At 37.0% G+C, this 21,678-nt stretch carries 19 protein-coding genes and 1 pseudogene; 3 read left to right on the forward strand and 17 right to left on the reverse strand.

Features of this window, described 5'->3' with window-relative positions; genetic code table 11:
- Window positions 1-98 precede the first annotated feature (98 nt).
- Window positions 99-1,109 (reverse strand): type I glyceraldehyde-3-phosphate dehydrogenase, encoded by a 1,011-nt coding sequence (gap, locus tag NST77_RS17305; RefSeq protein WP_095329715.1) that lies wholly within the window; start codon window positions 1,107-1,109, stop codon window positions 99-101.
- 168 nt (window positions 1,110-1,277) lie between these two features.
- Between gap and NST77_RS17310 the strand changes: the two genes are divergently transcribed.
- On the forward strand, window positions 1,278-2,132 hold the full coding sequence (locus tag NST77_RS17310) for a helix-turn-helix domain-containing protein (RefSeq protein WP_341123287.1): 855 nt from the start codon (window positions 1,278-1,280) through the stop codon (window positions 2,130-2,132).
- 618 nt (window positions 2,133-2,750) lie between these two features.
- On the opposite strand, the gene NST77_RS17315 is transcribed toward NST77_RS17310, so the two are convergent.
- Together NST77_RS17315 and NST77_RS17320 are read right to left on the reverse strand one after the other, a co-directional pair.
- Window positions 2,751-5,120 carry an immune inhibitor A domain-containing protein gene (locus NST77_RS17315; protein ID WP_341123288.1) on the reverse strand — a complete coding sequence of 790 codons (2,370 nt, stop codon included), beginning with the start codon at window positions 5,118-5,120 and terminating at the stop codon, window positions 2,751-2,753.
- A 416-nt stretch (window positions 5,121-5,536) separates the two neighbouring features.
- Window positions 5,537-5,971 carry a MarR family winged helix-turn-helix transcriptional regulator gene (locus NST77_RS17320; RefSeq protein ID WP_123258342.1) on the reverse strand — a complete coding sequence of 145 codons (435 nt, stop codon included), beginning with the start codon at window positions 5,969-5,971 and terminating at the stop codon, window positions 5,537-5,539.
- A 189-nt stretch (window positions 5,972-6,160) separates the two neighbouring features.
- Between NST77_RS17320 and NST77_RS17325 the strand changes: the two genes are divergently transcribed.
- Complete coding sequence (locus NST77_RS17325) at window positions 6,161-6,616, forward strand: CBS domain-containing protein (RefSeq protein WP_123258343.1); 456 nt, start codon at window positions 6,161-6,163, stop codon at window positions 6,614-6,616.
- 43 nt (window positions 6,617-6,659) lie between these two features.
- The gene (locus NST77_RS17330; RefSeq protein WP_123258344.1) at window positions 6,660-7,910 is read left to right on the forward strand and encodes an MFS transporter; all 1,251 of its coding nucleotides are present in this window, start codon (window positions 6,660-6,662) and stop codon (window positions 7,908-7,910) included.
- A 151-nt stretch (window positions 7,911-8,061) separates the two neighbouring features.
- Here the strand turns inward: NST77_RS17330 and NST77_RS17335 are convergent, their stop codons facing one another.
- The 14 genes and pseudogenes from NST77_RS17335 to NST77_RS25960 all read right to left on the reverse strand — a co-directional run.
- Window positions 8,062-8,880 (reverse strand): carbohydrate ABC transporter permease, encoded by an 819-nt coding sequence (locus NST77_RS17335; RefSeq protein WP_249937882.1) that lies wholly within the window; start codon window positions 8,878-8,880, stop codon window positions 8,062-8,064.
- Window positions 8,881-8,900: 20 nt separating this feature from the next.
- Window positions 8,901-9,818 (reverse strand): carbohydrate ABC transporter permease, encoded by a 918-nt coding sequence (locus NST77_RS17340; RefSeq protein ID WP_095329711.1) that lies wholly within the window; start codon window positions 9,816-9,818, stop codon window positions 8,901-8,903.
- A 59-nt stretch (window positions 9,819-9,877) separates the two neighbouring features.
- Window positions 9,878-11,161 carry an extracellular solute-binding protein gene (locus NST77_RS17345; protein WP_249877715.1) on the reverse strand — a complete coding sequence of 428 codons (1,284 nt, stop codon included), beginning with the start codon at window positions 11,159-11,161 and terminating at the stop codon, window positions 9,878-9,880.
- A 15-nt stretch (window positions 11,162-11,176) separates the two neighbouring features.
- Entirely contained in the window at window positions 11,177-12,643 is a 1,467-nt protein-coding gene (gene argH / locus NST77_RS17350; RefSeq protein WP_341123290.1) for an argininosuccinate lyase, read from the reverse strand.
- Window positions 12,643-12,819: a hypothetical protein gene (locus NST77_RS17355; RefSeq protein ID WP_163185350.1), complete on the reverse strand. Its 177-nt coding sequence runs from the start codon at window positions 12,817-12,819 to the stop codon at window positions 12,643-12,645. The genes argH and NST77_RS17355 overlap by 1 nt, the downstream gene beginning before the upstream one ends.
- 60 nt (window positions 12,820-12,879) lie before the next feature.
- Window positions 12,880-13,068 (reverse strand): MarR family transcriptional regulator, encoded by a 189-nt coding sequence (locus NST77_RS17360; protein ID WP_341123291.1) that lies wholly within the window; start codon window positions 13,066-13,068, stop codon window positions 12,880-12,882.
- Window positions 13,043-13,174: a hypothetical protein gene (locus tag NST77_RS17365; protein ID WP_268877112.1), complete on the reverse strand. Its 132-nt coding sequence runs from the start codon at window positions 13,172-13,174 to the stop codon at window positions 13,043-13,045. The genes NST77_RS17360 and NST77_RS17365 overlap by 26 nt, the downstream gene beginning before the upstream one ends.
- A 189-nt stretch (window positions 13,175-13,363) precedes the next feature.
- On the reverse strand, window positions 13,364-13,828 hold the full coding sequence (locus tag NST77_RS17370; protein ID WP_095329709.1) for a hypothetical protein: 465 nt from the start codon (window positions 13,826-13,828) through the stop codon (window positions 13,364-13,366).
- Between the two features lie 217 nt (window positions 13,829-14,045).
- Window positions 14,046-16,046 (reverse strand): methyl-accepting chemotaxis protein, encoded by a 2,001-nt coding sequence (locus NST77_RS17375; RefSeq protein ID WP_341123293.1) that lies wholly within the window; start codon window positions 16,044-16,046, stop codon window positions 14,046-14,048.
- Window positions 16,047-16,411: 365 nt separating this feature from the next.
- On the reverse strand, window positions 16,412-16,942 hold the full coding sequence (locus NST77_RS17380) for a hypothetical protein (protein ID WP_341123294.1): 531 nt from the start codon (window positions 16,940-16,942) through the stop codon (window positions 16,412-16,414).
- A 206-nt stretch (window positions 16,943-17,148) separates the two neighbouring features.
- The gene (locus NST77_RS17385; protein WP_341123295.1) at window positions 17,149-18,633 is read right to left on the reverse strand and encodes an aldehyde dehydrogenase family protein; all 1,485 of its coding nucleotides are present in this window, start codon (window positions 18,631-18,633) and stop codon (window positions 17,149-17,151) included.
- A gap of 484 nt (window positions 18,634-19,117) precedes the next feature.
- The gene (locus tag NST77_RS17390) at window positions 19,118-19,459 is read right to left on the reverse strand and encodes a hypothetical protein (protein ID WP_341123296.1); all 342 of its coding nucleotides are present in this window, start codon (window positions 19,457-19,459) and stop codon (window positions 19,118-19,120) included.
- A gap of 130 nt (window positions 19,460-19,589) precedes the next feature.
- The gene (locus NST77_RS17395; protein ID WP_336044570.1) at window positions 19,590-19,778 is read right to left on the reverse strand and encodes a hypothetical protein; all 189 of its coding nucleotides are present in this window, start codon (window positions 19,776-19,778) and stop codon (window positions 19,590-19,592) included.
- A 694-nt stretch (window positions 19,779-20,472) separates the two neighbouring features.
- A pseudogene (locus NST77_RS25960) lies at window positions 20,473-20,601 on the reverse strand (YHYH domain-containing protein); the annotation flags it as partial.
- Between the last annotated feature and the right edge of the window lie 1,077 nt (window positions 20,602-21,678).

The raw sequence follows: 21,678 nt of genomic DNA on the forward strand, positions 1-21,678 counted from the left end.
ATCCAACTTCACAATGCAGAATCCAGCGTATATTAAAAGGCAAAAGATATTGAGGACTTCTCACAAGTTCTTAGTGCCATACCTTATTAAGCAACAGACTATAGTTCAGCAAAATATTTAATTGTTCTAACCATTTGGCTTGTATACGAATTTTCATTATCGTACCATGCCACAACTTTCACTAAAGACTTCCCATCAGGAAGTGAAGTAACCTTTGTCTGTGTTGCATCAAATAATGAACCATATGTTATACCGATTATGTCAGAGGATACCAACTGTTCCTCTGTATATCCAAATGAATCAGAAGATGCCGCTTTCATAGCAGTATTTATATCATCTTTCTTTACCGTCTTATTGACGACAGCGACTAACTCTGTCACTGAACCAGCTGGTACTGGCACACGTTGAGATACACCGTCTAATTTCCCCTCTAATTTTGGAATTACCAGTCCTATTGCTTTGGCAGCACCAGAAGAAGTTGGTACGATATTTAAAGCGGCTGCGCGAGCTCTTCGTAGGTCGCCCTTTGCATGAGGACCGTCAAGAGTCATTTGATCACCTGTATACGCATGAATTGTTGTCATGAATCCTTTTTCAATTGGAGCCAATTCATCAAGTACATCAACCATCAGAGCCAAACAATTTGTTGTGCATGAAGCAGCTGAAATAACCGTATCATTTTTGTTCAAAACATTTTCGTTTACTCCATAAACAATTGTGGGCAGATCATTTCCAGCTGGAGCGGAGATAACAACTTTTTTAGCTCCTGCTTCAATATGGGCTGATGCTTTTTCTTTTGATGTAAAAAATCCTGTACATTCTAAAACCACATCTACGTCATGCTTACTCCAAGGAAGATTTTTAGGATCCTTTTGAGCATAAATTTCAATTTCTTTTCCTGCTACCACAATAGAACTTTCTTTCGCTTCCACCTTATCAGCTAAAGCATATCTTCCCTGCGCAGAATCGTACTTTAATAAATGAGCCAACATCTGCGGACTGGTTAAGTCATTAATTGCTACTACCTCATAACCCTCTGCAGAGAACATTTGTCTGAAAGCAAGTCGGCCAATGCGTCCAAATCCGTTAATTGCAACCTTTACTGCCATAATTTATTTTCCTCCTTGTTAATTAAAATCATTTTACATAACTTTAATAGTAAAAAGCTGGTTAATATGATATTACCCTTGTGCTACATCAATATTCTATATCTCGCGATTCTTTGGTACAATGTAATAAACGAAGCATTCAACTATACTATCTGTAAGGAGAGTATTATGCCACAAATAGATCGCTATAAAAAAAGGATCGTTAATATAGATTTCTTTGCCATAGAAAATTTTAAAAAGTTACCATACCAGAATCGATTTACTATAGTATTTGTCACCAGTGGGAGTATAAAAGGAATGCTGAATAATCTACCTATTGCAATTTCTGCACCTGGGATAATCTGTTTGTCACAAACTGATGAGATACAAGTTTTTGAAAGAGAGAAAGTATCAGCACAATCGTTCAGCTTTGACCCAGATTTTCTTAGTACAATTCCAATTTCAAAAACAGAAGATTATTTTATGCCCAATCTAAAAATACACACAGGATTATCTTTATTTCAAAGAGACAGCACACATACAGGCGTACCCTTTATTACCACAAAAGCATTTCCAAAATTATTAGATTGGTTTTTTATTATTGGAACAGAAGTATTTGCTCAAAGCGATTCACTGTGGGTTTGCAGAATCAAAAAAAATCTTATTCAAATGTTAAGCTTAATTGAAAGCTTAAATTCGGAAAATGGACAGTCTCCTGTTGATACGGTTTTAGAATATATACACACTAATTACGCCAATAAAATTACTCTCGATGATTTAACACAATGTGCTCACCTAAACCGTGTTTCACTCAATAAATTATTTCATAAACGATGTAACTGTACTGCAATGTCATATTTATTATCCTATCGATTAAAAGTCGCAGAAGAATTACTCACCCATACTGGCATGAGTTTGAATGAAATTGCCCGTTCGACAGGCTTTGAGTATGATACCTATTTTATTAAGCAATTTACTTCTAAAAAAGGAATGTCCCCTACATCATTCCGAAATACTTCCCGTAAACTGGCAAGTTATCTGTAGCCAAGCAGGAGTAAATATCCCTCTTTCGCTAATCAGCAAGCAGGGCAAGCGTACTCACGCTTGCCCATTTTAAAGAATTTTCCTTGTAGCAAAATCCTCAAATTAGCTTGTTGAGGAGCTCCCCAAACCCGGCGAATGTTGCGTCATTTCACTGTGGCTCATTCCTTATTTGACTTGGGGCCAAATTGGCCCGAAATCCTAAAAGTACAACCAACTTTGCAAGGTGGTCTAATAGCCTTGAATACTGTTTCCATAATTCTTCATAGTCTTTTTGCAGTTCTGCAATTTCAGAGTGATAGGCATTAAATAAGAGTTTTTTTCTCTTCTCAGCTACTTTTTTCTATAATTAATTCTGCTAATTCCACGCTCTCCATTTATTCTTTATAAATGGAATTTCAATATATTCATATTTACCTAATTCACAGGGGCTCGATAAGGTTCATGTCGAGTTTGATATTGTGGCATTGGTCCACAACCTATTGAAAGTAGCAGGCATCCACCAGCTACTTTCGGATAGAAATCAACAGAACAGAATAGAAAAGCAAGAGGAGAAAAACGTGCCTTTTTCTCCTCTTGCTTTATTTTAGGGGCTTTTCAGACAGCCTCTTCTATTTATTATTATTTATATAATAATACTTTTCCTACTGTTCCGTCTTTGCTTTCACCAACTATGCGAATTTTCAAGCCGGTCGATGGAATATTGCGGCCTGCTTCTAGATTTCCTTGGTTGCTGTAGTCAGCACTATCATCAAATAGTGGAGTTCGTTTTGTAAAATTATCTTTTAATGTAGTGCCGTTAATAGCAGCATAATCTAAAAACATTTTATTAGATTTAGCTAAACTAAAGGCAGCATCATTTAACTGATAACGGGTTGCTCCTACAGTTCCATCACTCCAGTAGTTTGTATGTTGGTCTGCATCAACTACTCCTAAATAACCGTCTCCTGGATGCGCTCCCGTCCAGTTATCACTATATGACTCATCCACATACCAAACAACAAGACCTGGATCATAACTCATAAGACTAGCACCACGGCGAATATGCGCGAGACCCTCATCTACTCCATTTTGTGATCTCCATTCTAATAAATAATAATGTTTTGAATAGAATTTTCCTTCATCCTTTTTAAAGCCTTCTAATGCAAAGAAAGAATCCCCTTCTGCATCATCTGTTAATACTTCCGTTCCATTAGCTGTTACTTTGATATCATCTACATAGAAACCAGGATTAGCAACTGCCACGTCGGTCCAATAATTAAATTCAATTTCGACCTTTTGTCCAGCATATGCACTTAAATCAAAGACTCCATCCACCCATTCACCATTGGTACTGCCTGTAATCCCATTTCCAGGATTTTGATCGTTGGGATTTTCGGTTGTGGTAATATTTCCTTTAATCGTCTCACCATTCACCTTAATAGATGCATAATCCCATTCAGCCTCGATGTCGTACCATGTTTTAAAAGTCAACTCGGCACTTGTGGCATTAGTCAAATCTACTGCTGTCTTCATAGAATGATCGATATTATTTCCACTACCACTAAAGTATTCATATTTCCCACTTGCCGGTGTGTTTACATCTGTTGTTTTATCGGGAAGATTAATACGCACTGCGTCATTATTTGTTCCTTTTGTTACCGCTTCGTCCAGCAGTAGTTCTGTTCCTTTACTTGTAATTTCATTTGCATTTAACGTAGTGCCGCTTAACCAATTTCCCCCATGGGCGCCTTGCAAATATTCCTTGGCATATGCACTAAATCCACTCGGCTCCGTTCCTGGAACATCTCCGGCCCAGCTGCCACTAGCCATGATAGACCAGTAAGCCACAGCTTCACCGCCGCCAGTATACTGCGTATCATATTCATCTGGCAAACCTAAATCATGTCCGTATTCATGCGCAAAAACACCTGCCGCACCATCTTCTGGTTCAATGGTATAATCATATGCACCAAGTAAGCCACCGAAACGATCGCTATTAGATGTAGCCCCTGGCACTGCAACTAGGTTTCCTAAATTCCAACGATGAGACCAAATAGCATCTCCCCCTAGGGCTCCTCCACCAGCTTCTTCACCAACCCCTGCATGGATAACCATTAAATGATCGATAATTCCATCTGGCTCATTATATACACCATCGCCATCATAATCATCACGATCCCATACGTCGTACTCACTTAAGTCTACATTTGGATCTTGTGCAGCTTTTGATAATGCTTCATAGACTAATTCACGAGGACGCGCATCACTATCATCTGCCCCAGGATAATTTCCTCCATAATAAGCGGCCTCATGATCAGCTGTATACCAGCCAGCAACTTCCCCTTCTACCGAATAACTGCCACCAGATTGCTCTTCATAAAATTGTTTCATGGAGACAAGATTTTCACCGTTCGGACCTTCATAACCATCTTCGCCAAAAATCATATTTTGGAAGTGCTCATGTGTGTAATCTTCATAGAACATATCTGTCTCATCTTTTGTAATCGAGCTTTTTTTATAATCTGGAAAATCTATCGCTAAAACGAGAACCTTATCTTCACGAACTTCCCCTTCATATGCTTCCTCTTTGACAGATTCCACTGTATTTTTCTTTGCCTGTCCTAATTTATTTCCTTTTCCCTTTTGGAGACTATGATTAGATGTTTCGTTTTCTCCCTTTGTTTCTAATTTAGATAAGGCTTTCGGCAGTTTATCCTTAGTTTCTTTTTTAGCTCCTTCTGCTTTGCCTTGTAAATACTTTTGTAAAGCTTTTTCCGTTTCACCAGTGCTTGCATGCTTTGCCAACTTTCCCTCTTTTTTCAGCATTTCAATAATCCGTTCATCATTGGCAATGCCTAAATCAATAGGAGCTCCTCCGTAACTGGAGACAACCTCTTTATACGCTGCTTCTGCAGCAGCTTTCTCAGGAGGACTATATAACCCTAGTGAGAGAGTACTAATTCCAAGTACTGCTGCCAATGCTGTTTTTTTGAGTTTCTTCTTTACCACCAAAAATCCCCCTCTGAACACAATATGTAATATTACGAAACTTAATATTCTAAATTGATAGTCAATTCCCCTTTTTATTTTTGCAAAATAGTACTTTTATATCAGAAAATTGATTATTTTCAAACTTCAAATCTCGTACTAATCTCTAATTGTGCTTCCTCCATATATTAGAGCACTGTCTTAACTAGGAAATAACAAACATTAAATCCCAGCAATAACCTTCTTTTGCTTTTCAAACTATATGAAAATATTAATAAAAAAAAGAAAGGAGCATTTCTCTGTCTCCCTTTAAAAATCATGAAAAAAACGTAAACAACCTCCGATTACACTTTCTCCCAATAGAAAAGAGGGAAGGCGAAAATACCTTCCCTCATAAGCAAACACTTCTTCAAATACCTATTCTCTTTTTGAATCAATCATAGATGAACATTCATCGCCGACTGATTATATTTTTTTAATAACTTAGCAAAAGTCTCACGCTCTTCTTCTGTCCAAACCTTGGTCACTTCCGCCACCCTGCTTTTTCTAAACTTTTTTTCCTTTTGAAATTCTTCTAATCCTGTTTCAGTTATCTGGAGAGTATAAGCTCTTCCATCTGTTTCATCAGGAATTCTCAGCAAATAGCCCTTTTGCTCCAACGCAGCCGCCTGTCGACTTACAGTAGAAACATCTAATTGAAATTCTATCGCAAGCGCTTTAACACCAGCAGGGCCTGCTGTCACTATTTCATGCAGCAACAGATAAGCTGACCGATCCAAGCTGCTAGTTTTTTTATGAGAAGATGTATGGGTAACCCGTCGTATCAGTATAGATAATTCCACTTCAAGTTCTTCCAGCGATTGTTCATCCATTGATTAACTACCTCACCGTTTCCATTATTTCTATAAAATATGATAGCATACTTGATTAAAGATTTGTAATAAGAAGGGGAATCCATATCTCCGTAAAAACAATTGACGTTTCGTTATATAGTTGTATAATACAATTATATAGTTTCCTTATACAACTACTTGTCCAAAAAATAAAAGGGGGACAGATAAATGCTAGCCCATGATATTATGGTAAGCCGAGTATATAAAGTGAAAGAAGGCGACACCGTCCGTTCTGTCATCGAAAAATTCATTCAGTATAAAATTAGCGGTCTTCCTATCGTTAATGACCGCAATGAGATTGTCGGTTTCATCAGTGATGGAGATGTACTGCGATACATTGGCAAACATGATGATCATATTATCGACAGTATTTATTATACTGTTGTTATTAAAGGGGACGATGAAGATTTTGAACATAGATTGCAAAGTCTCTTACATTTGAACGTAATGAAAATTGCGAAGAAAAGGGTTATTAAAGTGTCTTGGGATGAAAATTTAGAAAAGATTGCAGCTCTGTTAGGTAAAAAGCAAATTAAAAAGGTCCCCGTTGAAAAAAATGGAGTTTTAGTAGGCATTATTAGTCGCGGTGATGTTATAAGGAATTCTTTTAAAGAATTAATCTAGTCTATAAAAACAAAGGGAATAAAAAAATAAAGGGGAGAATGAAATGTCATCTTCACAATCTGTATCAGCAGATTCAACCAAAAACAATTTAAATACGAAAACAGAAGCTAGTTTATTAAAACAGCCTAAAGCAGTATGGGCTGTATTTTTTGCGGGGATTATTGCCTTTATGGGGCTTGGTCTCGTTGATCCGATCCTTCCTGCTATTGCCGAGAAACTTCATGCCTCCCAAAGCCAGGTAACGTTACTCTTCACTAGCTATAATGCCGTAATGGCTGTAGCAATGCTGGTAACTGGGATGATTTCCTCCAGACTTGGAATTAAGTGGACACTTATTTTAGGAATTGTTATCATTGCTATTTTTTCTTGCCTAGGCGGACTATCAAATGGGATTTGGGCGCTTGTCGGACTTCGAGGAGGTTGGGGGCTTGGTAATGCCCTGTTTGTAGCAACTGCATTAGCGGCAATTGTATCTCTTTCAAACAGTGGTACTGCTAAAGCAATTATTCTTTATGAAGCAGCGATTGGACTTGGTATCTCTGTCGGTCCACTACTAGGCGGATGGTTGGGAGCCATGAGCTGGAGAGGTCCTTTCCTAGGGGTAGCTGTTTTAATGATTATTGCCTTTTTCGGTATTTTCATTTTAATGCCAAAAAATACTTCCATGAATACAACGAATACAGTAAAATCTAAAACGTCCTTGGCAGATCCGTTTAGAGCATTAAAACATCGCTCATTACTTGTTTTAGGGATTGCCGCAGCATTATATAATTTTGGATTTTTCACGTTGTTAGCCTATGCACCGTTTGTAATGGGCTTAGACGAACATGGACTTGGCTTTGTATTCTTGGGCTGGGGTATTTTATTAGCTGTCACTTCTGTTTTTATGGCACCAAGATTGCAGGAACGTTTCGGAACCGTAAAATCAATGTGTGCCATGTTAACCTTGTTTGCAGTTGTATTAGTTGCTATGGGAATTTGGACAACAACCCAATGGGTTATCATCGCAGCAGTTATTTTCGCTGGTGCCTTATTAGGAAATAACAATACGCTTATTACAACTGCCGTAATGAATGCTGCTCCTGTAGAACGATCTACCGCTTCAGCAGCATACAGCTTCTTGCGCTTTATAGGTGGAGCCATTGCGCCTTACACAGCAGGAAAGTTAGCAGAAATATTTAATCCATCTGTACCATTCCTTGTTGGAGCTGGATTTGTATTAGTTTCTGTGTTATTCATCTGGATTAATAGCAAACATGTCCATCATGTAGATGCAATGGGTTCTGGTCATTAATCAACATCTACCAATAATCATAAATAATTCCCATCTGTCTAAGTATAGATGGGAATGGCAGCAGAGGGACAGTTGTACTACTTCCCTCTAATGCTTGTGATCAGCCTTTAATCAAGTTTGGTTAACCGGAAAAGCTCCTTTTCCACTTCCCCTACTTCAACCCAGTCAACGTTATCCCCTTAATAATATGGCGTTGGAAGATTAAGAAGACGATGATTAGTGGTACAACAGCGATGGTAGCTCCTGCCATGACGATTTCCCAGTAAGTTTGGTTTTCACCGGAGAAAAAGGCAAGGCCGACTGGCAGTGTTCGCATTTCTTCTGTCTCGATAACAATTAACGGCCACAAATAGGCATTCCAGTTTCCTAAAAATGTGAAAATACATAGCGCTGCTAATGCTGGATATACTTGTGGAATGGCGATTTTAAAGAAAATTTTAAATTCATTTAAGCCATCAATTCTTGCAGCATCGAGTAAGTCATCTGGAATAGACTCCATAAATTGTTTCATGAGAAAAATACCAAAGGCAGAAATTACGCCTGGAAACATAATTCCCCAATACGTATCAACCCAGCCTAAGTCAGTAGACATGATATACCAAGGAATAATCAGCATTTCGGTAGGAATCATTAAGGAACTTAAGATGAATAAGAAAATAATACTCTTGCCAACAAAGGAAAATTTAGCAATAACATAACCAACAAGGGTGTCAAATAACGCAACACTTAAAGTAGTAATCACTGCCACGATAAAACTATTTAAAAACCATTTACTAAACAGGGTATCCACCATAATCTTCCGATAATTCTCTAATGTAGGGTGGTCGGCAAGCAGCTTCAGTCCATATACTTCCGTCGGCGGCTTAAAGGATGTGGATACCATCCAAATAAAAGGGAACAGCATAAAGATAGCCCCAACGGTCAAGAGAATATAGACGATTGATTTTTTTAAATACCTTCTTTTCTTCAACTCCTCACCCCCATAAAAAACTAGTACTCAAATTTCTTTGTCAAAACTTTCATTTGAATGATTGTGATAACTAAAATAATCAGAAATAAGATAACTGTTGCCGCAGAAGCGAGACCCATATCAAAGTGCTGGAAGGCTAATTCATAAATATAAAGAACAACGGATATAGTAGAATGAAGTGGTCCACCCTGTGTCATATTTTGCACTTGGGTAAAGGTTTGTAAGAAACTAATACTGCCAATAACTGCGGAAAATACAATGGTTGGATTTAGTAACGGCAAGGTGATATGAATAAATTTTTTCCAACCATCTGCCCCATCAATTTCCGCAGCTTCATAGAATATTTTCGGGATATTTTCAAGGCCCGCTAGGAAAATAATCATTTGAAAACCGAGACCTTGCCAGATCATCGTTAAGATAATAATATAAATTGCTTGATCAGGTGATTTAAGAAAAAGCTGGGCTTCCAACCCAAACTTCATGAGAATATCATTCACAACGCCGTTGTTCATTAGAATCCATTTAAACACCCAGCTTACCGCAACAATACTTGTCACATAGGGAATGAAATAAATAGCGCGAAATACCCCGACAAATTTATTAATCCTTTGCAAAAGCAGCGCTACTCCTAATCCACACATCAGCTGTCCTACTACACCAAAAACGACATAGATAAATGTATTTATTAGTGATTTACGAAAGACTTCATCTTTAAAAAGGGCTACATAATTATCCATCCCTACAAATGGTTTATCCTCTGATAGAATATCCCATTCCCGAAACCCGATGTTGAATGTATAAAGTGTTGGCAAAAACCGAATCGAAATAAAAAAAAGAAGAGGTATCAGCAAGCATGTATATACAAAGATATATTTTTGTTGCTTTAACGTAAATCTAGCAGTCTTTTTTGGGACGGCAGAATGGTTCTTCCCAGACATGAAAACCCTCCTTTCTGAATAAAGAAAGACGATTACCGCCTTTCTTTATTTCAGTATCTTTACTTGTTACTCCAATAATCATCGTAGAGCTTTTGTGACTTAGCTGCGAAATCATTGTAGGCATCTTCAATTGAAACTCCATTTAGCAACACTTCATTCACTGCATCAATAACATATTGTCTTTGTGCTGTTTCGTCGACATAGAATTGTGCATTGGCATATGGAAGCTGTTCGATGAATGGTCCGTATAATGGATCGTTTACATATTTATCTTGTGTTGCGACCGCTTCTTTTGCTGGCAATTCTCCTACCTCGTCAATCCAGCGTTCCATCACTTCATCACTTGTTAAAAACGCTAAGAATTTTTTAGAAGCTTCTAATTTCTCTCCTTCTACTTTAGCTGTAATGCCATTTGCCCAGAACGAAGATTGTGTGGCCTTTTCTTTATAAGATGGCAGTGGCGCAACCCCATAATTTAAGTCAGGTGCATCTGTCGCCAACGTACCTAAACGGAAGGAACCGTCAATATTCATCGCCGCATTCCCTGTCTTAAATGCTGTTACATCATCTGTATAAAAACCACTTTCGCCAACTTTATGTTTGGATCCGAATTCCACTAAATACGTAAATGCTTCTAAACCAGCAGGTGTATCATCCCAAAGAACTTGCTTACGATCCTCACTCAACCCTTGACCGCCAGCTTGATAGACAAGAGCATCATAAAACCAGTTGTTCAGCTGTGCACCAATTTCATACGCCATCCCCTCTGTTACAAGCTTTCCGTTTTCTCTTACTGTCAGTTTTTTCGCATAATCTACTAATTCATCCCATGTTTTTGGCGGACTATTTGGATCCAAGCCTGCTTTTTCAAAAAGATCTTTGTTATAAAACAGGGCAAGAGTACGAACCGCAGTCGGAATGGCCCAATATTTATCGTCCAATTTTGCTGCATTTACTAAGGAGAAGTATTCACTTTCGATTTTATCCACTGGAAATGCATCCTCAGGAAGAGGCTGTAAATAGCCTGAATCAATATATTTTGGCAGCCAGCCATAATATAAATTGATAACATCGGGACCTCTTCCAGCTGGAACTAGTGTAGCAACCTTCTCATTGTATTGCTCATATGGAAAAGTTGTCTGCTTTACTTTAATTCCTGGGTTTTTATCTTCAAACTCTTTAATAAGCTCATCCATTAAATCCACTTTCGCCTTATAGGCATATTGCCAATATTCAATAGTTACCGTACCATCTGCTTCCCCGCCAGAATCCTTTCCCTTTGAACAACCAACAATAACCATTGCTATGGCTAGAAAAAGAAATACACTTAAAAACTTTTTCAATAGAACCCCCTCCTATTAAACAAGTTTGTTATTATTGCGAAGCAGCTGCTTATAAGAAGTAAATTTATTTCTATATATTGCTGCTTCTTTTGAAAAATCAGCAAGCTTTTGACTGGACCTTATTCGCTGTCTCTCTGTTTCTTTTGGGTTAGGGCCTCCAAAAGCAGAGCGAACCATAACAAAATGAAAAGGATTAATCGCAGTTCGATATTGTTCTTCTGTTAAAGGAAGATGTGTTCCTAATATCTCCTGAGAAATTTGTTTGACTAGTTCAGCAGAACCATCTTTTATTTTTTTCCCAGTACTAGCTAATCGCTGAACCAAAATGCTGACAATCTGATGGGCATCACGGAAGGATAATTGGCACTCCCTAACCAGTACATCCGCTAATTCCGTTACGGTGGAAAAGCCTTCTGAACAACGGGTCAGGAGTTTATCTACATTTACCTCCATCGTTTTAAGAATTTCTGTCAGTAATTCAATAATTTGATAGGAATGAGAAAAGCCATTGATAAGAATAGGTTGGATATCATCCCCAATATCGACGATGTCCCCAAAAGGTGTGTTGTGGGACATCATAAAAGCAGCATTTACTTCCCCAATTGTCCGGCTAATGAGAGATTTCGTATGTTCTAAAGATGAAGGGTTTCGTTTTTGAGGCATGATGCTCGATGTTTGCACTAAGCTTTTATCTAATCTGATTGCTTCTACTTCATTTGTCGTAAAAAACAAGAGATCATGAGTAAAACGCGATAAGGTACTTAAAGAAATTTTGATCACACTAGCTATTTCCAGCATATAATCAGCGGCACTAATAGAATCATAGGAATTCTCCATTGGTTTATCGAAAGCTAATTGGATCGCCACAAATGAACGATCAATTGGAAAACCAGAAGTCCCTAAAGCAGCAGCTCCCATTGGAGACTCATTGATTCTTCTTAAAAGCGCGAAACCACGTTCCAAGTCCCTTTGTAAACTACTATCGATAGCTAACAAATAGTGGGCTAAGGTAGTAGGCTGTGCTTGCTGATTATGTGTATAGGCTGGCATAATCGTTAGTTCATGTTCTTTCGCCAAACGTAACAATACCTTTTTTAACTCTACAAGTAAGGTAAGAAACTGCAGAAGCTTTTCTCGAGATACCATTCGATACATGGTTGCATCCATATCATTCCGACTAAAGGCAATATGCATATTTCCAACAAGCACTTCGCCGATTTCCTTTTTCAAATCTTCTTCCAGCATAAAAAATAAGTCTTCATAAAGAGGATTATAGTGTTGGGGATAACCTTTTGCTAATAGTGCTTGATTCGCTTTAATGATTTTTTGGGTATCTTCTTTTGTTAAGATTTTTTGGTGGGCTAGCATAGTAGCATGGGCGATGTTAATTTCTAATAAATAAGGAAGGTAATGTTGTTTCGTAAAATCATAGATGGGTTCTAATATATGGTTTACATAGACTTGCGATCTACTGTCTGGCATTATATTGCTTCACTCCTCTCTCTAAATGGAGTAAACGGCGAGCAAATAAAATTTTCTGAATCCGTCATTCCTGGTGCACCAATCGTTAAAGACAGCACCTTTGTATGACTATTATTTTGTTCCTCTAATATGCTATTTACTTGATCAACAAGCAATTGGACAAAATTCCTCTTCAACGCCTCTTGTGTGTCTATTTTACGGTGCAGAATAAATTTTCCAAATCCATAATCGCTATTTCAGTCGTCGTTCCTCCAATATCTATGCCAATCGTATATTTGTATTCTTTGGCAAACAATAAATGGACAGGTTTTCTCCCCTTTTGTTGCCGCCTTTTTACTTTCTTTTTCAATAATCCAGCCTTCTTCCACCAGCTCATCTACCAATGCTGATATAGTCGGCTTACTCAGCTTCAATCTTTTTGCCAAACTTGTTCTTTGAATAAAGATTATCTCCTTCGATAATTTCTTGCAGTCCTTTTCTCTTACTGATTATCTTTAAGTAGGTGGGAGTTCCTGATTGTAAAATACTCATTCATTCCTCCAATCATGGCAGTTAGTAAACCTTCCTTACTTCTTAAAAGCTTATGATTGGCTAGAAAGTAATATGTTTGTATATATTCCGAAATTTTTTGTTATTTTAGTTGAGGCGCTTTTAAAGAATCGTTGTTTTCCTCATTCCTTTACTTGAATATCAGAAAAACACCATTTAAAAAATGGCGTTTCAGTTCGTAAATATATATATTACTTTCCTTATGACCAATCCAATGATTACACCTGGTAACACAAAAAGCATTGGTAAAAAAATAGGGCCGATTAGATGCCCAAATAGGAAAACCTCTGATGAATAGATTAATCCTACTGTTACAAAATAAGCTGCAAACACAAATGGAAGAAATAATAAAGGAGAATTTTCTCCTTTCTCATCAGCATCTCTTACTGCATCCCACATCGCAAAAAAATAAAGGCACGGATAAAACATAAGCCATTTTAGATTAACTTCCTCTAAAGACGCGGAAGTTTGTCCATGAAAACTTAATATAATGGCTGTATTAAAGTTAGCTTGTATGTTCACAACTAACTCAAGTAAGATAAAAATAATTCCTTTTATATATTTCTTATTAAGCAGCTGTCCAAAGCCAGGCAAAGCGATGGACCATAAAAGTTTTTCAAATGATTTCCTGTTCACATCTTTCCCCAGCCACCTTTTTAATAGATAAAGTAAATTTAGTGTACATCTTAGTGAAATCAACACATGCTGAGAATATAATCCATGGTTTTCAGAAAAAGTTTGAAGTTAGTATTTGCAAAAAATTTAAATTTTATCCATAAAATCCGCAAGAGAAATTCTCCTGCATCCTTCATAAAGAGTATAAAAAAGGACGGATGAACCGTCCCTTTTTTTCCTATATTGTAAATTTTGTAATCGTTTTTTCTAATTCAGCTGCTAAGTTTTTGAGGCTTTGGGCAGCTGAGGAAATTTCCTCTATTCCTGCTAGTTGTTCTTCTGAGGCTGCGGCCACTTCTTGTGTGCTTGACTTCGTGTTTTTAGTAATAGTAGAGATTTGATTAAAGGAAGCAGATACCTCTTCTGCTCCTGCTGAAATCTCTTCCGAAGTGGCAGACATATTGGTAATATTATCAGAAACTTCATAAGTCAATTCTAGGATTTCCTTAAATAGTTCTCTTGAGTTATTAGCAATCAATACACCACTTTGAACTTCATCCATGACTGCATTCATTGATTCGCTCGTTTGTTTAATCTCCCCTTGAATTTTCGTTACTATCCCAGCAATTTCTTGAGAAGAACGCTGTGATTCTTCTGCCAGTTTCCGAACTTCATCGGCAACTACTGCAAATCCTTTCCCGTGCTCCCCAGCTCTTGCTGCTTCAATTGCCGCATTAAGCGCAAGCAGATTTGTTTGATCAGCTATAGAAGTAATAACTTCCAATATTTTCACAATATCCTGTGATCTTACAATAAGTGATTTCGTCAATTCATCTGAGTTTTGAACTGATTGTTGAATTGTATTCATCTGGGTAATATTTTTTTCAACAGATTCCTTACCAGTTTGGGCTTTATTCAATGTTGAGCTGGCCTTTTCAGAAATAGTCGCCGAAGCCTCTGCAATTTGCTGTACTCCTTGTGCCACTTCATCAAGCGCTTCTGTGCTTTCAGTCACCATTTCCGCCTGATCGGCTGCTCCTTCAGCAACAGCTTGTATCGATTCCGTTATTACTACACTTGTTTGATTGGATTGATCTGCACTCACAGCCAATTGCGCAGATGTTTCTGCTGTATGTACAGAGCTTTCCTTCAACTGTTTAATCAATTCCCGCAAGCTATGTTTCATCGAATTCGTATTTTCCGCTAACTGACCAATCTCATCCTTTGATTGGATAGCTACATCCTTGCTTGTAAGATCTCCTGCTGCAACTAAACGCAGCTGAGCAACAATATTTCGGATTGGTTTTGTCATCCCGTTTGCAATCCAAATTGCCACACCAATTATCAGCACAGAAAATACTGCAAGTATAATGGTCGTAATGTTCTTAATACTACTAGTAATTTCTAATATATCATCCAAGGAAGTAAATAAATAAATACCTAAACCTGCACTTTTTAGGGGAGCATAAGTAACCAGTTGTTTTTCTCCATCCAGCTCTGTCTCTTTAGTTCCACTTGTTGTTCTCCCCTTCTCGAAAATAGTTCCTATATTTTTGGAAAAACCAGCTTCCTCAATTGTCTTACCGATTAAGTCAGCATTAGGATGAAACTGAACTATATTATTACTATCAACTAATACAGGATATGTGCTTTTATTTTGAGAAGTTTCATTTTGTAAAAAATCCTGTATAAGGGTTTCAAAGTTAACGGTAGCAGATACCACTCCCACTACTTCTTTATTGGCATTTATGATCGGCGTTGCTATTGCAAGAACTCGATTTCCTGTCGCATTGGACTTAAGGACATTCGAAACACTCTGTTCTCCTTTTATCCCTTTGATAAAATAATCTCTTTTTGATAAGTCTAATTTACCAACTAGACTAGGGTCTGTATGTGCTTCCACCATCCCGTTTTTTCCGATAACTACAACTGATTCATAAGTTGAATCTTGCTCTTTGACAATATTAATTTGTTTACTCCGAGCTACAAGATCTCCATTGATAATGGTATCTGATTTCGAAATAAGCGTAAGCTCATCCAAACGCTTTTGAATCCATTCCTCCATGTTTTCTACTGTATCGGCTGTTTGTTTACCAAGCCATTCCTCTTCCTTGTTTAACGTATTATTACTACTAACATAATAAATAATGCTAGAGGCTATTATTACTGGAATAAGACCAATTAATAGAAAATACAAAATAAACTTTGTTTTAATCGATCTGTCTTTTCCTTTTTTCATTCTTCCTCATCTCCCTTAAATAACTCTTTGTAGTGCCATAAAACATATAACTTTACTTCTTAATATTCATATCGACAAAAGTTGACGTATATCAATACTTTCGACAACCATTTTCGACATTTTCCTACCAAAGCTCAGTTCTCAGAGGTGGTTCTATCGCTCTCCTCTTATTTTCCAGCAGCCATCATTGATAAAGCGTTTTCCCTACTCGGCGATATTACTTCTCTGGATGAGAAATTGCTTTTACTGGTAGCTTCAGTACAACATAGCTCCCGTGGAAAATCCCCTAAATAAACCAAAAAAAAGCATAGGAAGGCTCCTAAGCTTCTTTACTCTTTAAGGGAAGCATGTCCCTACGATTCCATTTATTCATAAATATCTACTTCAACTGGCAGTTTAACATTATCCTTCGTGAAAGTCGCATACCATACCCAGAGGTTATCTTGAAGGAAAAACTTATTTGGCTGGATATTGCCCTCACTAGTAATAATGATGGTTTTGGCGTTATCTTCGGCAAATCCATAAATAATGGAAAAATTCTTTTCGAGCTTATTATTTGCCTGCCAGGTAATAGAACCTCTCTCTTGTCTCTCTTCTTGAAACTCCTGAAATTCTATTATAGGATAAATAATTTTTTGAAAGTCAGTAAATTCTTTATTAGTAAGTACAGGAACAATCCCCGACCTATTTTCCGCAAAAACGATACGGGACTGCGCATCAAACAACAGGATTCGTTTGCAATCACCAAATTGTTCCGATACTTCTTCACATACCCTTTCTTCCAAAGATGATGTAGGAGGAATAAAGACAGTTTTAGTTGGATTTGGATGCATCGCAATAAGGTAAATAACAAAAATGGTCAGAGCTAGCATGACTATCAAAAGAATGTTCTTCATTACATGTTGCCCTCCCTTCTTCCTTCCTTATTACTATGTCTCGTGAAAATGAAATACACATTTATACAGAGTACTCTTTCCATTAATCCTAGTATATGAACAAAAAGAAGCTGACTTCAAAAGTTGTTCTTAAACGACTTTTGCGTCAGCCACTACTTGCTATATCATGCGATTAAAAAGCAATAAGAACCGTCCCTCCGATTCCCTTATTGCATAGAAACCCATACACTCTTTACTTCTGTGTAGTTGTTTAGGGCATAGGAGCCCATTTCACGGCCGATGCCTGATTGTTTGTATCCGCCGAATGGAGAGGCTGCATCGAATGTATTGTAGCAGTTGACCCAAACTGTTCCTGCGCGGAGTTTGCTGGCGATGTAGTGGGCATTAGCAACATCTCTCGTCCAGACGCCTGCTGCTAAGCCATATTCACTGTTATTTGCACGTTTAATCAGCTCATCTAAATCGTCATATGGCATTGCCGAAATAACAGGTCCAAAAATTTCTTCCTTGGCAATCGTCATCTCATCTCGTACATCGGCAAAAACAGTTGGGGAAACAAAGTATCCTTCCTCACGTGGATTAAAACCACCTGCGACTAGCTGCGCGCCTTCGTTTAACCCTCTTTCAATATAACCAAGAACTCGTTGTTGCTGTTCAGCAGAAACAAGCGGTCCAATTTCTGTATCAGCGTGGATACCAGCACCTTGCTTCATTTTTTTCGCTTGATTTGCCATATCGGCAACGACATTATCAAAATGTTTCTTTTGAATAAAAACTCTAGACCCGGCACAGCATACCTGTCCTTGATTGAACATAACACCATTAAATGCACCTGGAATAGCTTTTGTTAAATCTGCATCTGGCAGGATAATGTTCGGTGATTTCCCACCAAGCTCCAATGTAACTCTTTTCAATGTTTTAGAGGCATTCGCCATAATCATTTTTCCAACTTCCGTAGAACCAGTAAAAGCAATTTTATCTACTAAAGGGTGATCAACTAGCGGCTGGCCAGCTGTTTCCCCAAATCCAGGAACAATATTCACAACCCCATCCGGGAACCCCGCTTCCTGGATTAATTCTGCTAAATAAAGAGCAGATAACGGCGTTTGCTCAGCTGGTTTTAATACCACTGTACATCCAGTTGCAAGAGCCGCTCCGAGCTTCCACATTGCCATTAACAGCGGGAAGTTCCAAGGGATAATCTGCCCAACTACTCCCACTGCTTCATGGCGTGTATAATTAAAGTATGGACCATTAACTGGAATCGTTTGTCCTGTAATTTTTGTACACCACCCCGCATAATAGCGCATATGCTCAATGGCTAATGGAATATCCGCATTAGTTGTTTCGCGAATCGGTTTCCCATTATCTAACGTTTCTAATTGGGCAAGCTCCGCACTGTTTTTCTCCATCAAATCGGCCAGTATGTACATAAGACGACTGCGCTCCGAAGCACTCATTTTTGACCAAGGTCCTTCGTCGAAAGCTTTCCGTGCCGCTTTCACCGCTAAATCAATATCTTCTGGACCTGCTTCATATACACTTGCCAAAACCTCATCTGTCGCTGGATTATAACTGTCGAATGTTTTTTGTGTTTGACTCTCCACAAATTCACCATTAATAAATAACTTTTTCTTACCACTTAGGAACTTTCCAACCTTTTCTTTCAAAACTACAGTCTGTTGGTTCATCGAATTCCTCCTTAAAAAGTAGATAATTTAATGGTCAGGCACTAATAATGGAAAACGCTTACAAAATAATGTTAACACTGTGGAAATAGAGATACAACTAATAAAAGAAGAAATATTTCGAGGATTTTTGACATGTTTGACGGCATTTGACAATAAATTACAGACATAGAGGAACAGTTCTAGTGAGGCATGTATTCACCAGAACTGTTCCCTCTATTGTTTCAAGTTCTCCCCTTCATCCGAACCAATAATAGTAGCGCTCAGCTGAATCGTCCGAATCCTTTTCAAAAAGTAATTCATAATCTCCAACCTGTAATACATGTAATAGACATTATCCACTTCGCTAAATTCTTCACTGGTTGGTTCACCTAAAGATTGAATTATTTCTTCTTCAGTTAAATAAATCAGTAGATGATAAGAATAAATGAGTGATTCAGGATACTCCTCATAATCATTAGAAACGCCAAATCCAGCCTGATAGTCTTTATACCTGAGGATATATCCACTTTCTGAGCCTGTTCTCCAGTCCGGTTGACCTATTTGATTTTCTATAATTGGACCAATTGGCGCTTTTAAAGAAATATCGATTCCCGCTATAACTCCATTTTATGGCGTTTGGCAAAAAGTCTGGATGTTTAATCTTTTCATTATTGGATGCAATAGCAGCTTCGTCAAACTCCTCTCCTATTGGTGGATGCGTTTCAGTATTGGTGTATTCACTTGCTTCCCCATTATCAGAATTCGTTTCATCGTGTACGGGTATAGTAGCTTCATCGTCTGAAATTTGTCTACTACTCATTAGATTATTAAACTCATATTCTGTCATTAAGGAAACTTCTATATTGTAACTTGGTGCATCATCCTTTTTTATTTCTTCAAATAAATCCTAAACTCTATTGGATACCACAATTGCCGCAAAACCTTGTTCCTCGGGCAGGCGATAATAGTATTGCTTGCTAGTCGTCCCCAAGCTTCGGATACACTAGCTCCAATAATACGGAGACCTCATCCTTGCCTAATATCTCCTTGCTTTTTTCCACTGGTGCCGCTACATTGACGTAAATTACATCTAACTTCCATAACACAATCAATATGACCAGCACAATTATAATCGATGTAATGATAATAATGAATATCTTTTTCACTGCTTCCCCTCACTACTTTCTATATCTATTAGACTATTTCAGTCCAATATATTTGGAAGAAAATTGAATAATTTCATTATTTTATTCCTATTTCCTTTCCCATTAAAATAGCTATCTTCAATTTGGAGGAAGATAGCTTGAATGTAGGTTAAACTCCACGTATTACTAAAGGTCAAGAATATTATTATATTCATCATTTTTAACTTGTTTTTTTTCGTCGAATAAAACGATAAATTCCATATCCTCCACCAAGTGCTACTGCTGAACTAATTGCCCCAACGGTCGTATCGTTTTCCATATTTTGGATTACTTCTTGTTTATCATTTAAATCAGTTTCTAGTTTTTTTATATTTTCTTCGCTTTTCCTTATTTTTGCTTCTACCTCCTTTTCTCTCTTGTCCAATTCCACTTGTATCCCTTCTAATTCCTTTTCCTTTTTACTTAACGACGATTCTCTACTATCGATTTCTTCTTCTCTCTTTTTATATTTATTGATTGTATTATTTAATACAGCTAGTTCATCTTCAAGATTGTCTATCTTTTGTTTTACCTCTTTATTCTCCTGTTCATATTGTTCAATTACATCTCTTGCTTCAGAAAGTTCATTTTCAAGAGAAGAAGTATCCACAGTGGTTACTTCTGGAATATCTCTACCTTCATCTGTGTTAGAGCTAGTAGAATCACTCGAACCACCATTATGATAATGATATTCTCCATAACTTAAGCCCCATTTTTCACAATTTGTTCTACAAGTATGCCCACCATTTGCATCTGTTCTTCCTGGATGGGCTTCTACTGTAGTAATACTTAGATTCAATACCATAAATCCTAAAATACTAAAACCTAACAAAATTATGATGTATTTTCTCATTGTTTCCCCTTTATATCTTTTTCCTTCAAAATAACATAAAACCCATGTCAGAATTTAACTAATTATGTCGAAATTAAAAATATAACAGAAAAGTCAACTTTTAGATTCATTTTTCATTTTACAAAATGCCTTCTCCATACTAGGAGTACATAAGTAACTCCTCTCACTTCTTTCCTCTCTATTAATTGTTACTAAAGTCAACAAGATTGAATTTTGAGAAATAAGTAACATAGGACAATTTTAATAAATCATATTCTTAAGCAATAACTTAAAGGAGATTAGAAAGATGCATATGATAAAATGGCTATCTGCTAATGAAATTAAAGCAGTACATCGATATCTTCCCAAAGAAGACACTGCTTTAAAAAATATAATATTGCAATTAAAACAAGTAGGCCATTAATGTATGTTTATGAAAATTCAGCAAATAACTTTCTACTGTTCAGAGGTATAAATGCATATAACTCTTTAACTGTTCTTTTTCCAAATAAAAAAGTTCCATGTATAATTATCGCGATAAGATTCAAAAATTGTATTGGTATAATGCCTGTTTGCTTAACTGTGTAAAAGAGAATGTTTATTATAGAATAAAAGATGAGAAAATATAGAAAATCTTAACTAATACCAATAATGATGCGAAAAAAATTGTAAAGCTCTTAAATTGTTCAGAACATAAAATTCGACAGCATTATATCATAACTACTAAGCTTCCTAACAAACTAAAAAATAGAATTAGTGAAAAAGAACATCTAAATATTAGTTTAGAAAATGCCATCTTAAACGATCCAACTTTTGTTCTTACTTTTTATTCGGCAACTAGTACTATAAATAGATTAACTGAAGACAAATTAAATATTTTAAATGGTATTTAAGTAAAGGGTATTCTATAGATTTAGAGAAAAGCACAGTTAAACAACTATATGACCTGAACAAAATAGTAAACTTAAAAGAAGCATTTAGCACTTATTGGCTTCTTTTAGAGGATAGCAAGGTAAAATTCTCTATAAAAGAAAATACCATCACAACGCT

This window comes from Niallia sp. FSL W8-0177 (assembly GCF_038006285.1).
GTDB classification, from domain to species: Bacteria; Bacillota; Bacilli; order Bacillales; family Cytobacillaceae; genus Niallia; species Niallia circulans_A.